This is a genomic window from Nocardioides sp., from assembly GCF_035429765.1.
Taxonomy (GTDB): Bacteria; Actinomycetota; Actinomycetes; order Propionibacteriales; family Nocardioidaceae; genus Nocardioides.
On record NZ_DAOMFK010000074.1, the window covers coordinates 1 to 13,674 of the forward strand.

The 13,674-nt window shown below is 73.0% G+C and carries 15 protein-coding genes; 9 read left to right on the forward strand and 6 right to left on the reverse strand.

What is annotated here, in order from left to right:
- From PLP61_RS08750 to PLP61_RS08785, 8 genes are all read left to right on the forward strand, one after another.
- Nucleotides 1–1,254 (forward strand): HNH endonuclease (locus PLP61_RS08750; RefSeq protein ID WP_324502245.1); only part of this gene is annotated, 1,254 nt, incomplete at its 5' end.
- A gap of 32 nt (nucleotides 1,255–1,286) precedes the next feature.
- On the forward strand, nucleotides 1,287–1,979 hold the full coding sequence (locus PLP61_RS08755; protein WP_324502246.1) for a maleylpyruvate isomerase family mycothiol-dependent enzyme: 693 nt from the start codon (nucleotides 1,287–1,289) through the stop codon (nucleotides 1,977–1,979).
- Nucleotides 1,976–2,647: an MBL fold metallo-hydrolase gene (locus PLP61_RS08760; protein WP_324502259.1), complete on the forward strand. Its 672-nt coding sequence runs from the start codon at nucleotides 1,976–1,978 to the stop codon at nucleotides 2,645–2,647. The genes PLP61_RS08755 and PLP61_RS08760 overlap by 4 nt, the downstream gene beginning before the upstream one ends.
- A gap of 239 nt (nucleotides 2,648–2,886) precedes the next feature.
- Nucleotides 2,887–4,662 carry an alpha-amylase family protein gene (locus tag PLP61_RS08765; RefSeq protein WP_502889000.1) on the forward strand — a complete coding sequence of 592 codons (1,776 nt, stop codon included), beginning with the start codon at nucleotides 2,887–2,889 and terminating at the stop codon, nucleotides 4,660–4,662.
- Nucleotides 4,659–5,444, forward strand: coding sequence for a type I methionyl aminopeptidase (gene map / locus PLP61_RS08770; RefSeq protein WP_324502248.1), 786 nt, complete (start codon nucleotides 4,659–4,661; stop codon nucleotides 5,442–5,444). Before PLP61_RS08765 ends, map begins: the two co-directional genes overlap by 4 nt.
- A 32-nt stretch (nucleotides 5,445–5,476) precedes the next feature.
- Nucleotides 5,477–6,175, forward strand: a complete 699-nt coding sequence (locus tag PLP61_RS08775) for a YwiC-like family protein (protein ID WP_324502249.1) — start codon at nucleotides 5,477–5,479, stop codon at nucleotides 6,173–6,175.
- A 46-nt stretch (nucleotides 6,176–6,221) separates the two neighbouring features.
- Entirely contained in the window at nucleotides 6,222–6,992 is a 771-nt protein-coding gene (locus PLP61_RS08780) for a dienelactone hydrolase family protein (protein WP_324502250.1), read from the forward strand.
- A gap of 9 nt (nucleotides 6,993–7,001) precedes the next feature.
- Nucleotides 7,002–8,234 carry an alpha/beta hydrolase fold domain-containing protein gene (locus tag PLP61_RS08785; protein ID WP_324502251.1) on the forward strand — a complete coding sequence of 411 codons (1,233 nt, stop codon included), beginning with the start codon at nucleotides 7,002–7,004 and terminating at the stop codon, nucleotides 8,232–8,234.
- A 4-nt stretch (nucleotides 8,235–8,238) separates the two neighbouring features.
- Here PLP61_RS08785 and PLP61_RS08790 read toward each other — a convergent pair whose 3' ends face one another.
- Nucleotides 8,239–8,832 (reverse strand): TMEM175 family protein, encoded by a 594-nt coding sequence (locus tag PLP61_RS08790; RefSeq protein ID WP_324502252.1) that lies wholly within the window; start codon nucleotides 8,830–8,832, stop codon nucleotides 8,239–8,241.
- A gap of 22 nt (nucleotides 8,833–8,854) precedes the next feature.
- On the opposite strand from PLP61_RS08790, the gene PLP61_RS08795 reads away from it, so the two are divergent.
- A complete protein-coding gene (locus PLP61_RS08795) occupies nucleotides 8,855–9,523 on the forward strand; it encodes a class I SAM-dependent methyltransferase (RefSeq protein ID WP_324502253.1) in 669 nt (222 codons plus the stop codon).
- On the opposite strand, the gene PLP61_RS08800 is transcribed toward PLP61_RS08795, so the two are convergent.
- The 5 genes from PLP61_RS08800 to PLP61_RS08820 all read right to left on the reverse strand — a co-directional run.
- Nucleotides 9,482–10,600, reverse strand: coding sequence for a prenyltransferase/squalene oxidase repeat-containing protein (locus PLP61_RS08800; RefSeq protein ID WP_324502254.1), 1,119 nt, complete (start codon nucleotides 10,598–10,600; stop codon nucleotides 9,482–9,484). The genes PLP61_RS08795 and PLP61_RS08800 overlap by 42 nt on opposite strands.
- Entirely contained in the window at nucleotides 10,590–11,309 is a 720-nt protein-coding gene (locus tag PLP61_RS08805; RefSeq protein ID WP_324502255.1) for a class I SAM-dependent methyltransferase, read from the reverse strand. Before PLP61_RS08805 ends, PLP61_RS08800 begins: the two co-directional genes overlap by 11 nt.
- The gene (locus tag PLP61_RS08810; RefSeq protein WP_324502256.1) at nucleotides 11,296–12,558 is read right to left on the reverse strand and encodes a glycosyltransferase family 4 protein; all 1,263 of its coding nucleotides are present in this window, start codon (nucleotides 12,556–12,558) and stop codon (nucleotides 11,296–11,298) included. The genes PLP61_RS08805 and PLP61_RS08810 overlap by 14 nt, the downstream gene beginning before the upstream one ends.
- An 83-nt stretch (nucleotides 12,559–12,641) precedes the next feature.
- Nucleotides 12,642–13,118 carry a pyridoxamine 5'-phosphate oxidase family protein gene (locus PLP61_RS08815; protein ID WP_324502257.1) on the reverse strand — a complete coding sequence of 159 codons (477 nt, stop codon included), beginning with the start codon at nucleotides 13,116–13,118 and terminating at the stop codon, nucleotides 12,642–12,644.
- The coding region (locus PLP61_RS08820; protein ID WP_324502258.1) for an NAD(P)/FAD-dependent oxidoreductase at nucleotides 13,118–13,674 on the reverse strand (557 nt) is incomplete at its 5' end. The genes PLP61_RS08820 and PLP61_RS08815, both read right to left, overlap by 1 nt.

A 13,674-nucleotide genomic window follows, 5' to 3' on the forward strand; every position in this document is an offset into this window, starting at 1 on the left:
CTCACCCTCCGTCCGCTCGAGCCGCTCTCGTGCGCGGCTGCCGCGCTGCCGGCGGCCGCCGCTGTCCAGCTCGACACCCCCCAGCGCGCCGCGCACGCGGCCGCCGGCGTGCCACGAGACCGGCAGGGCCGCGGCGTCGCAGCCCAGATCGGCCTGGCCCGACGGGAGTCGCCGCACCGTGGCGCCCGCCACCTCGCCCTGGCGACGAGCCTGCAGCGCGAGATGCCGCGGACCCTGGCGGCACTGGTCGAGGGCCGGATCACCGAGTGGCGGGCCACCCTCCTCGCGCGGGAGACGGCCTGCCTGAGCCGCGACGACCGGGTGCTGGTCGACGAGATCCTGGCGGGTGACCCGGAGACCCTGGAAGGGTTGAGTGACCGGCAGCTCGTGGCCGAGGCGGCGAAGCTCGCCTACCACCTCGACCCGGCCTCGCTGGTGAACAGGCGTCGCTCCGCGGAGGGCGACCGGCGAGTCACCGGGCGTCCGGCGCCGGACACCATGATGCGGCTCTCCGCGCTCCTGCCGGTGGCGGCCGGCGTGGGCGTCATCGCCGCACTCACCCGGCAGGCCGACGCGCTGCGCGCGGCCGGCGACCCCCGCACCCGTGGCCAGATCATGGCGGACACTCTCGTGGAGCGCGTCACCGGCGTGACCGGTGCGATCGCGGCCGCCGGGCCGGTCATGCCGGTGGCGGTGGGCCTGGTCGTCTCCGACACCGTGCTGCTCGGCGGAGCCGAGGGTCCGGCACACCTCGAGGGACACGGGCCGATCCCTGCAGACCTGGCCCGCGAGCTCGTCCACGGCAACCTCGACCGCGGGACCCGGGTGTGGTTGCGTCGTCTCTACCAGCGTCCCGGCACCGAGGAGCTCGTGGCCATGGACAGCCACGCACGGCTCTTCCGCGACGGGCTGCGCCATCTGGTCCGCCTCAGGGACCAGGTCTGCCGGACGCCGTGGTGCGACGCCCCGATCCGGCATGCCGACCACGTCGAGGCGGCCGAGGACGACGGCCACACCAGTGCGGCCAACGCCCAGGGCCTCTGCGAGGCGTGCAACTACACCAAGCAGGCTCCGGGCTGGCACGCACAGCCCCGACCAGGTCCCCGGCACACGGTCGAGACGACGACCCCGACCGGTCACACCTACGTCTCGACCGCACCGCCCCTGGGACCGCAGGCCCTGGTGGACCTGGACTGGTTCCGCCGGGTCGTCCGGGTCCGTGCCCGCTGGGCGGACCTCGTCCGCGCGGCGTAGCAGACACCCAGATCCTGCGCCACCATGGGGACATGCGCGCCGACGAGCTCCTCCCCCCTCTGCACGAGGCCACCCGTGCCCTGATCCGCACCGTGGACCGGCTGGGCGACGCCGAGCTCGCCGGGGCCTCCGTGCTTCCGGGCTGGACGCGTGCCCACGTAGTGGCCCACCTGGCGCTCAACGCGGAGGCACTCGCCCGGGTGCTGGCCGGGGTCTCGGCCAGCAGCCGGGTGCCGATGTACTCCTCCGCGGAGGCCCGGGACGCCGACATCGCCGCCCTGGCCCGAGCCACGCCTCCCACGCTGCGGGACCGGTTCCTGGCGAGCTGCACGCTCTTCCAGGAGGCGGCGGAGCAGGTGCCCGAGGAGGAGTGGCGCGGGCAGTTCGTCCGGCTGCCGGACGGCCCGGCCATCCCCCGCTCGGCGGTGCTGCCGATGCGCAGACGCGAGGTGGAGATCCACCACGCCGACCTCGACGCGGGCTACTGCGTCGACGACTGGTCCGAGGACTTCCTCGACTCGGTCTTCAACGAGGTGGTCCACGACCGGCGCAGCGGTACCTCGATGCGCTTGCGCACCCCCGACGGCGACGTCCTGCTCGGGACCGGCGACGGCCCGGTGGTGACCGGGTCGCGCGCCGACCTGACCTGGTGGCTGCTGGGACGCGGTGGCGGCTCCGGGCTGACCGCCGACCCGGCACTGCCTACCCTGGCCCCATGGCGATGACCTACACCGGCGAGGTGGCACCCGAGGGTGCCCCCGACGTCCGCACCCTGTCGGCCCTGACGATCCTCAAGCAGGCGGTCGACCCGCAGACGTCGAACAACTGCTACCTGCTGCGCTGCCACGCGACCGGCGAGCAGGTGCTGGTCGACGCGGCGGCGGACGCTCCCCGCCTGCTGGAGCTGGTCGGCGGGGCCGGGCTCACCACCGTCGTCACCACCCACCAGCACTGGGACCACCACCGGGCCTTGGCCGAGGTGGTCGCCGCGACCGGCGCGCAGGTGGTGGCGGGCGCCCCCGACGCCGAGGCGATCGCCGAGCAGACCGGGGTCGCCGTGGACCGCACGGTCGGCGACGGTGACGTCGTCCGGGTCGGCGAGTGCACCCTCCAGGTGATCGCCCTGGTCGGCCACACGCCCGGCTCGGTCGCCCTGCTGTACGACGACCCGCAGGGCCACCCGCACCTGTTCACCGGCGACTCGCTCTTCCCGGGCGGGGTAGGCAACACCTTCGGGGACGCCGCGGCCTTCGCGCGCCTCATCGACGACGTCGAGACGAAGATCTTCGACCGGCTGCCCGACGAGACCTGGTTCTACCCCGGCCACGGGAACGACTCCACCCTAGGAGCCGAGCGGCCCCACCTGGCGCAGTGGCGGGCACGCGGCTGGTAGCCACCCCGATGCGCCCGGCCTCTGAGTAGCCGAGCCCGTTGAGTAGTCCCGCGCAGTTCCTGTTGCTGTCCTCGACCACGATCACGGGGGTCCTGCCGCCGCCATGCCTCACCTCTGCGTCTCGCCACCCTCGGCCGTTCGCGCAACCGTTTGCGTGACGCGCGGATCTCGCCATACTGGGGCGCGTGGCACGCCCCGACTCGCTCCAGGTCAGAATCGAGCAACGGCGCGCCGACCTGATGCGGCCGCTGACGCGGCTCTACCCCGACCCGGAGGCCGTCGCGGAGCGGCTGGTGGCCCTGGTGCGCGAGGCGCACGCCGCCCGGCCGGACGCGCTCCGCTCGCTCGACGACGACCGGCTGCGCGAGCCCGACTGGTTCCAGCGCCAGACCCAGCTGGGGTACGCCGCCTACGCCGACCGGTTCGCGGGCACCCTGGCCGGGGTGGCCGAGCACGTGGACCACCTGGCCGGGCTGGGTGTGACCTACCTGCACCTGATGCCGCTGCTGCAGCCCAGGCCCGGCCCCAACGACGGCGGCTACGCGGTGCGGGACTACCGCACCGTCCGCCCCGACCTCGGGACCATGGGCGACCTGCGCCACCTGGCGACCACCCTGCGCGGACGCGGGATCAGCCTCTGCCTGGACCTGGTGCTCAACCACGTCGCCCGCGAGCACGACTGGGCCGCGGCCGCCCGGGCCGGCGACCCGCTGAAGCGCGCCTACTTCCACGTCTTCCACGACCGCACCGTCCCCGACGCCTACGAGGAGACGCTGCCCGAGGTGTTTCCCGACTTCGCGCCCGGGAACTTCACCTGGGACGACCGGCTGGCCGGGTGGGTGTGGACGACCTTCAACGACTACCAGTGGGACCTCAACTGGGCCAACCCCGACGTGCTCTGCGAGTTCGCCGACATCATCCTCACCCTGGCCAACGCCGGCGTGGAGGTCTTCCGGCTCGACGCGATCGCCTTCCTGTGGAAGCGGCTGGGCACCAGCTGCCAGAACCAGCCCGAGGTGCACGACCTCACCCAGGTGCTGCGCACGGTCGCCCGGATGGCCGCCCCCGCGGTCGTCTTCAAGGCCGAGGCGATCGTGGGCCCGGCCGACCTGCCGGCGTACCTCGGCTTGGGGGACCACGCCGGCCGGGTGAGTGACCTGGCCTACCACAACAGCCTGATGGTCCAGGTGTGGTCGATGCTGGCCTGCAGGGACGTCGCCCTGGCCACCAGGGCGCTGCAGCGCCTTCCGCAGCCTCCGCCGACGACGTCGTGGATCACCTACCTGCGCTGCCACGACGACATCGGCTGGGCGATCGACGATGCGGACGCAGCGGCGGTGGGCCTCACCGGCCACGGGCACCGACGGTTCCTCTCGGACTGGTACTCCGGGGAGTTCCCCGGGTCCTGGGCCCGGGGCCTGGTCTTCCAGGAGAACCCGCTCACCGGCGACCGGCGGATCTCCGGGTCGCTCGCCTCGCTGGCCGGGCTCGAGTGCGACGACCCGGGAGCCGTGGCGAGGATTCTGCTGGGTCACGCGGTGATCCTCGGCTTCGGCGGCCTCCCGGTGATCTGGATGGGCGACGAGATCGGCCTCCTCAACGACCCCGACTGGGCGGCCGAACCGGCGCACGCCGCCGACAACCGGTGGGTGCACCGACAACGGATGCCGTGGCCGCCGGAGGACACCCACGGGATCCGGGAGGGGCTGGCCCACCTCGTCCGGGTGCGGAGCCGGCTCCCCCACCTGCACGCCGCGGTGCCGACGGAGGTGTGGGACCCCCGCGACCCGGGGGTGCTGCTGGTCGTACGCCGACACCCCTCCGGCCCGCTGCTGGGTGCCTACAACGTCACCCCGGAGCCACGGACCGTACCCGACGAGGTGCTGCTGTGGCTGGGACTGAACCCGCGGAGCGTCCACGACCAGCTCACCGGCTCCGTCCCGGAGCGGGCGGCGGGCGCGGTGCTGATGGCGCCGTACCAGGCCCGGTGGCTCACGCCTATCCTGTCCCGGTGATCGAGCTCCGCACCCCAGCCCAGATCGAGCAGATGCGGCCGGCCGGCCGCTTCGTCGCCGACGTCCTGACCCGGCTCGCCTCCGCGGCAGAGGTCGGCGTCAACCTCCTCGAGCTCGACCGGCTGGCCCACGACATGATCCGGGAGCGGGGCGCGGAGTCCTGCTACATCGACTACCACCCCTCCTTCGGGGCCTCCCCGTTCGGCCATGTCCTGTGCACGTCTGTCAACGACGCGGTCCTGCACGGGCTGCCGCACGACTACACGCTGGTCGACGGCGACCTGCTCAGCCTGGACTTCGCGGCCAGCGTGGACGGCTGGGTGTCGGACTCGGCGCTCAGCGTGGTGGTCGGCAGCCCCCGCGAGGAGGACCTACAGCTCATCGAGACGGCTCAGCGGGCGCTGGACGCCGGGATCGCCGCCGCGGTGCCGGGGAACCGGCTCGGGGACATCTCCCACGCGATCGGGTCCGTCGCCCGGGCCGCCGGCCTGGGGGTCAACCTCCAGTTCGGAGGCCACGGCGTGGGCCGCACGATGCACGGGGACCCGCACGTCCCCAACGACGGGCGCCCCGGCCGCGGGTTCCCGCTTCGTCCCGGCCTGGTCATCGCGATCGAGCCGTGGTTCCTGCACACCACCGACGAGATCGTCTTCGACGCCGACGGCTGGACGATCCGCAGCGCGGACGGCTCCCGCGGCGCCCACGTCGAGCACACCGTCGCGATCACCGCCGACGGCCCACTGGTGCTCACCACGAGGGACGAGGCCCGGGTCGGCCGGTGAGCGCGCGGTCCCGACGTCGGGGGCCAGGGTGGGTGCCCAACCAGCACGGCGCCTGGGCGATGCTGGCCTCGCCCCTCCTGGTCGGCATGGTCGCGGGCGGGTTCGCCTGGGTGGACCTGCCCCTGGCCGCGTTCTGGTTCGTCGGCTACCTGGCGTTCTTCGCCACCAGCCTGTGGTTGAAGTCCGGCCGCCGCGCCAAGTGGTTCCCCCCGGTGCGTGCCTACTCCCTCCTCGCCGCGGGACTCGGTCTCGTGGTGGTCGCGATGGACCCGGCGCTGCTGCGCTGGGCGCCGGCGTTCGTGCTGCCGCTCGGCATCGGCCTGTGGGCGGCCGCACACCGGCACGAGCGTGACCTGCTCGCGGGACTGGCCACCGTGCTGGCCTCCGGGCTGGTCACGGTGGTGGCGTACGACGCCGGCGGCACCGGTCCGCTCACCAGGGGGTGGCAGCTGGGGGCCGTGCAGTTCCTCTACTTCGCCGGCACCGTGTTCTACGTCAAGACCGTGATCCGCGAGCGGGACAACCCGGCCTTCCTCCGGCTCAGCGTCGCCGTGCACGCCGCGTCCGCGGCCGCCATGGCATGGCTGTCGTGGTGGCTGGTGGCCGTCTTCGCCCTGCTCACCGCGCGGGCGGCTGTGGTGCCCCGGCTCCGGCCCACTCCCCGGCAGGTCGGGATCGGCGAGATCGCCTCCACGGTGGTCGTGGCCGTGGTGTCGCTGCTGGTGGTGTGATCCCCCCCCGAACAGCCACGGCCGGCCGCCCGCAGGTTGTGCGACCATGACCGGCATGTCATCCCTGGCCAGCTGGACGACGGGCAGCTACAGCTACGACGGCGTCACGCACCCGACGTACCGCAAGGGCAGCGGGCCGGGCGTCATCGTCATCCACGAGATCCCCGGGATCACCCCCGAGCTGGTCGCGCTCGCCGAGGAGGTGGTCGCCGCGGGCTTCACCGTGGTGCTCCCCCACCTCTTCGGCACCGACGGCGCCCCCGGCACGACCGGACGGATCGTCCGGGCCATCGGCCAGGTCTGCGTGAGCCGGGAGTTCACCAAGCTCGCCCGCGGCGAGACCACACCGGTGGCGACCTGGCTGCGCGGGCTCGCCCGCGAGCTCCACGAGGAGCTGGGCGGCCCCGGCGTGGGGGCGCTGGGCATGTGCTTCACCGGCGGGTTCGCCCTGGCGATGATGGTGGACCCGTCGGTCGTGGCTCCGGTGGTCGCCCAGCCGTCGACCCCGCTCTGCGTGGGACGGGCCCGCGCCGCCGACGTGAACCTCAGCCCCGGGGACCTGGCCGCGGTGAAGCGCCGGGCGGCCGCGGGCCAGCAGCTGCTCGGCCTGCGCTACCGCGAGGACCCAGCGGTGGGCACCCGCTTCGAGACGCTCACCCGGGAGCTCGGTGACGCCTTCCTACGGGTCGAGTTCCCCGGCAAGGGGCACTCCACCCTCACCGTGCACCGGCAGCAGGAGGGCGTCGACCGGGTGCTGGCCTTCCTCGACGAGAAGCTCCACCGACCCGCCGCCGGAGGCGTCCCCGACGCTGGCTAGCATCCCGTCGTGGGGTACCTCCGTCGTCGCCTGGTCACGGCCGCACTGACCGCGAACGCGCTGCGCCCGCTGCCCGGCTTCCGGGCCGGCCTGTTCGCCTTCGTCCCCGGCTGGCTCGCCGGCGAGCTGGCGCCGCACCTGCTGGCGGCGACCGCGGTGGACACCGGAGTCGCGCTGGCCCGGCGCCGCGCGACGTGGCCCGGTCTGGCGCTGGCCGCCGGGACCGTGGCCGGGCTCGGCTACCTGATCGACCAGAGCCGCCGGGTCGAGACGGTCGTCTCCACCGTCCTCACCGAGGGGCTCGGGTCCGGCTACTACGAGCGCCTCGACCCCGCCCCGCCACCGGACCTGCCGACCGCCTGGCAGACGCTGGTCAACCCGTTCCGCCCTGACGAGGCAGGCGTGCGGGTCGACCGCGACCTGCGCTACAGCGATGCAGGCGCCCGGGGGCTGCTCGACGTCTACCGCCCGGCGGGCGTGGAGCTCGCCGACGCCCCCGTGCTGCTCCAGATCCACGGCGGGGGCTGGATCCTGGGGCGCAAGGACGAGCAGGGCGTCCCGCTGATGCGGCACATGGCCCGACGCGGGTGGGTGGTCGTCGCCATCAACTACCGGCTGGCCCCGCGGGACTACTTCCCGGCCCAGATCATCGACGTCAAGCGGGCCATCGCCTGGATCAAGGAGCACATCGCCGAGTACGGCGGAGACCCCGGCTACCTCGCAATCACCGGCGGCTCCGCCGGCGGCCAGCTCACCGCGCTCGCCGCGCTCACCCCGGGGGACCCTGCCTACCAGCCGGGGTTCGAGGACGCCGACACCTCCGTCCAGGTCGCGGTCCCCCACTACGGGGTGTACGACCTGGCCGCCTCGACCGGGCTGCACAGCGCGGAGCAGCTGCGCGACGACTACTTCGCCCGCCGGGTCGCCGGCGTCGGCTGGGCGGAGGACCCGGCGCTCTTCGAGGCCGCCTCGCCGATCCTGCGCATCACCCCGGACGCCCCCGACTTCTTCGTCATCCACGGGCTCCGCGACACCATGGTGCCCGTCGAGCAGGCCCGGCTGTTCGTGGAGCGGCTGCGGGCGGTCTCCCGGCGGACCGTCGTGTACGCCGAGCTGCCCGGCGCCCAGCACGCGTTCGACATCTTCCCCTCGATCCGCTCGGTCCAGGTCGTCCGGGCGATCGACCACTACCTCACCTGGCACCACGCCACCCGGGCCGACCGGGCGGGAGCCCGAGCCTGACCCGTCACAGCTGGTGCTCGACCAGGTACCGCTCGACGCGGCGGTCGGGCACGAGCCAGATCAGGGCCACCACCACGTAGGGCACCACCCCCAGCCACGGCTCGACGAACGCGAGCGCGATCCCGCACACGTACAGCGCGAGCGAGAGCCGCTCCTTGCGGTCGCTGGTGATCGCGCGGGCCACGTGCCCGTCCGGTCCCTCCGCGGCCACGATGGCCTTGAACAGCACGTAGTAGCTGATGGCGGCGGCGAACAGGTTCACCCCGTAGACGACGACAGGCGTCCGGGCCAGGTGGCTCTCGTCCAGCCAGGCAGTCGTGAACGGCATCAGCGAGAGGGAGAACAGCAGCAGCATGTTGGCCCACAGCACACGCCCGTCGACCCGCTGGGTGAGCTGCAGCAGGTGGTGGTGGTTGTTCCAGTAGATGGCGATGTAGGCGAAGCTCAGCAGGTAGGTGAGCAGACCCGGCACCGACCCGGCCAGGCCGTGCTCGCCGGTCAGCGTCGGCTCCTCCGGCACCTTCAGCTCCAGCACCATGATCGTGATGATGATGGCCAGCACACCGTCGCTGAAGGCCTCGAGTCGTCCCGTGCGCATGCCCGGAGTCTAGGGTTGCCCGGTGCCCCACGACACGGACCAGGCCATGCCCGCCGACCTGCTGGCGCACGCCCGAGCGGCCAAGGGCTTCATGCCCGAGGAGGAGGGACTGCTCCTGCACCGGCTGGCCCGCGCGAGACTCCCGTACGGGCCCGTGCTCGAGGTGGGCACCTACTGCGGGAAGTCCGCGATCTACCTCGGCGCGGCGGCGCGGGAGGTCGGCGGGACCGTGGTCACGGTCGACCACCACCGGGGCTCGGAGGAGAACCAGGCCGGCTGGGAGCACCACGACCCGAGCCTCGTCGACGCCGAGCTGGGGTTGATGGACACCCTCCCGGTCTTCCGTGCCACCCTGGCCCGGGCCGGGCTGGAGGAGCAGGTGGTGGCGGTCGTCGGCGCCTCGACCAGGGTCTCCGCGCTGTGGCGAACCCCCCTGGCGATGCTCTTCATCGACGGCGGGCACGCCGAGGTGCACGCCACCCACGACTACCTCGGCTGGTCACCCTGGTTGATGACCGAGGGGCTGCTGGTGATCCACGACGTGTTCCCCGACCCCGCGGACGGCGGCCGCCCGCCCTACCTGATCTACCTGCGCGCGCTGGCGAGCGGTGACTTCACCGAGGTGGAGGCGCTCGGCTCGGTGCGGGTGCTACGCCGGGTGCGCGGAGACGCCGGCGACCCGGTCCGGTGACGGGCAGCCGCAGCGCAGGCCGATCTCCGCGAAGGGTCCCGGGAGCCCGGCACCGCCCAGCACGCCGGCTGCAGGGGTGGCCCCGGTCAGCGCGTCCGCGGCGAGCAGGACCGCCGCGGCGGTGTAGGTGGTGTGCTCGACCGGCCAGTTGACGTTCTCGGGGTAGACGAACCCGGTCCAGTACCGGCCACCGGTGTCGCGCAGGTGCTGCATCTCGGCGAACAGGCGCAGCGCGCGGTCGTGGTCCCCCAGGGACTCCAGCGCCATCACGAGCTCACAGGTCTCGGCCCCGGTGACCCAGTTGTTGTGGTCCACGCAGAGCACCCCCAGACCTGGACGCACGAAGCGGTCCCACTGCTCGGCCAGGCGGTCCAGGCCCGCTCGGCCCCGGAGCACGCCGCCGAGTACCGGGTAGTACCAGTCCATCGACCAGCACGACTTGTCCAGGAACAGGTCGCGGTGCTCCCGCACCGCGTGGGCGAGCCGCCCGCCGGCCAGCTCCCACCCGGGCTGGGGGTCACCCACGAGCTCGGCCAGCGCCACCCCGGCCTGCAGCGAGTGGTGGATGCTCGAGGAGCCCGCCAGCAGCGCCTCCTCGTTGGCCCGGCCGGGTCGCCCGTCCAGCCACTCCTCCGACCAGGCGATCCCGCCGAAGGGCAGCTGCAGCCGCACCACGAAGTCGAGCCCCCGGCGTACCGCCGGCCACATCCGGGCCACGAAGTCACGCTCGCGCCTGAGCAGCCAGTGGTGCCACACACCCACCGCGAGGTACGCCGACACGTTGGTCTCGCCGCTGGCGTCCGCCACCTCCCCGGCGACGATCTTCAGCGGCCACGAGCCGTCCTGGCGCTGCATGGTGACCGCCCAGCCGTAGGCCCGCTCGGCGGCCGCCACCTCACCCCCGACCGTCAGCGCCATCGCCGCCTCGACGTGGTTCCACAGGTCGGTGTGCTCGCCGGGCGCCCAGGGGATCGCGCCACACGGCTCTTGCATCGCCGCGATCGAGGCCGCCGTCTCCGCGACCTGCTCGCGGGTCAGCACCGACGGCAGGTGCGGCAGCGTGGGCTCAGCGCGCATCGGGCTTGCGGAAGTAGAGCACGACCGACTTGCCCAGCACGGGGTTGAGCACCTTCTCGGCCCACCGGGTGAGCGCAGGCCGCTTGGTGATGTCCCACACCAGCAGCCGGTGGTAGCTCTTCACCAGCGGGTGGTCGTCCTTCTCGAGGCCGACCGCGCACTTGAGCCACCAGTACGGCGAGTGCAGGCCGTGGGCGTACTCCGTGCCCTCCCAGACCAGTCCGGCGTTCTGGGCCTTCGTCACCAGCTCCTTGTCGGTGTAGATCCGGATGTGGCCGCCGGGAGCGCTGTGGTAGTCGTCGGAGAGCTGCCAGCACACCGCCTCGGGCAGCCAGCGGGGCACGCTGAGCGCGATGGTGCCCCCGGGCCGCAGCACCCGGACCAGCTCGTGCAGGGCCTGGATGTCGGCCGGGATGTGCTCGAGCACCTCGGCGGCCACGATCCGGTCGAACTCCTCGTCGGCGAACGGCAGCGCGAGGGCGTCCCCCTCCTTCACGTCCGCCTCGGCGCCGGCCGGCACCTCGCCGTTGTCCCGCATGGCGCCGAAGAGCTCACGCACGTTGGCGAGCTCGTCGGCGTCCTGGTCGAACGCGACCACGTCCGCACCGAGGCGGTACATCTCGAAGGCGTGCCGGCCGGCGCCGCAGCCCATGTCGAGCACCCGCTCGCCCGGCCTCAGGCCGAGCCTGTCGAAGTCAACGGTCAGCACGCGCGTGCTCCTCCTGCTCGCTGCGGTAGTCGGCGACGACCCGCTCGTACGCCGCGGCGACGGCCTCCGCGACCGCGCGCCAGCTGAACTTCTCCAGGGCCCGTTCCCGGCCGGCGGCACCCATCCGGACCCGGCGGGCGGGGTCGTCGAGCAGAGCGGCGAGGGCGCTCTCGAGCTCGCCGACGTCGCCCGGGGTGACCAGCTCGGCGCACAGCCCGTCCGGCCCGACGACCTCCGGGATGGCCCCGGCCCGGGACACGACCAGCGGGGTGCCGCAGGCCATCAGCTCCGCCGTGGGCAGCGAGAACCCCTCGTACAGCGAGGGGACACAGGCGATCTCGGCCGAGCCCATCAGCCTCACCAGCTCCTGGTCGGTGATCCCGTGCACGAAGTGCACGTGGTCCTTGATGCCCAGCCGGTCCACGAGCCGCTCGGTGCGGCCGCCCTCGACGGGCTTGGTGACCAGGAACAGCTCCACGTCGCGCTCGGTGCGCAGCTTGGCGAACGCCTCCAGCAACGTGGCGATGCCCTTCATCGGGGCGTCGGCGCTGGCCATGGCCAGGAGCCGACCAGGGACCCGGGGCTCGGTGGGCGGCACGAACACGTCGTCCACGCCCAGCAGGATCACCTCCAGCCGGGCCGGGTCCACGCCGAAGTCCTGCACGATGTCGCGCTTGGACGCCTCGGACGGGGTCAGGATCAGCCGCGCCTGCCGAGCCACCCGCCCCTGCATCTTCACGAAGCCGTACCACCGGCGCAGGCTCAGCTTCTTGCGCAGCGTGGGTGCGGCCGCCAGGTCGATCCGCCGGTCGAAGGTGATCGGGTGGTGCAGCGTGGTGATCAGCGGGAGCCCGAGCTTCTCGATCTCCAGCATCCCGTAGCCCAGCACCTGGTTGTCGTGGACGATGTCGAAGTCGCCCACCCGCTCGGCCAGCAGTCGCACGACCCGCTTGCTGAAGGTCCGGGGCTCGGGGAACCCCGCGCTGCACATGAGGAGGAACTCCTGCACGTCCACCATGTCGCGGAACTCACGTGGCCTGGGGATGCGGAACGGGTCCGGCTCCCGGTAGAGGTCCAGGCTGGGGACCTTGGTGAGGGTGACGCCCTCGTCGAGGATGGGGTAGGGCTGCCCGGAGAACACCTCGACCTGGTGGCCCAGCGCCACCAGCTCACGGCTGAGGTGGCGCAGGTAGATGCCCTGTCCGCCGCAGTGGGGCTTGCTCCGGTACGACAGCAGTGCGACTCGCAACCTGAACCTCTCGTCCTTGCCCCGCCGGGCCCGCTGGTCCCGGCGGCCGGGACGGAGACTCCATTATGGCTCAGTGCTCCTGGTCACCGTGGACCGGAGAGCTTCGCATGGTCCCAGCTGGCGACGTGCTCGGGGTGCACGACCACCGCGGTGCGCTTGCCGGCCTGCCGGCGTACCTCGGCCATCCCGACCTCACCGAGGTCCGCGGGGGAGCCCAGGCGCAGCATCCGCAGCGCCACGGCCGTCCCGATCTCGAGCACCCGCGCCGGGTCGCGGACCAGCTCGGCCCGCCCGCGGATGGAGACGCCGCGCAGCTCTGCGTACTCCTCCCCCGACTCGGTGAGGCACGCGATCCGGTCGTCGCGCTCGAGGTTGCGGATCTTCTGGGAGGTGGAGTACGTCCAGAACGCCACCCTGCCGTCCACCAGCACGTGGAAGAGCGTGGTCAGGTGCGGTGCGCCGTCCTTGCCGAGGCTGGCCACCTGCAGCTTGGTCTGCTCGGCGAGGTACGCCGCGACCTCCGCCTCGCTCATCGCGATCGCGGCGCGCCGGCCGGCCATCAGCCGCCCTCGCTGGAGTGGCCGGGGAAGACGTGCGCGGAGGGGTCGACCACCACGGCGGCGTTGTTGACGGCCGTGGCCGCCTCGCCGAACCCGACCGCGATGAGTCGCACCTTGCCCGGGTACTCGGTGATGTCGCCGGCCGCGAACACCCGGGCCAGGTTGGTCCGCATCGAGGAGTCCACGACCAGGTGGCGCTTGTCGGTCGTCAGCCCCCAGGACTGCAGCGGCCCGAGGTCGGCCACGAACCCCAGGGCCGCCACGACGGCCTGGGCCGGTCGGCTGACCGGCTCCTCGCCGTCGACGGTGATCTCGACCCCGGTCAGCTCGTCGTCGCCGAGGATGCGCGTCACCTGCGCCTTGGTCACGAGGTCGACCGAGGTCTCCCGCACCGCGTCGACCGTGCGCTGGTGGGCCCGGAAGGCGTCCCGGCGGTGGACCAGGGTCACGGTGCGGGCCACCGGCTGCAGGTGCAGCGCCCAGTCGAACGCGCTGTCCCCGCCACCGACGATGACGACGTCCTTGCCGACGTACGGCTCGAAGCTGGGCACGAAGA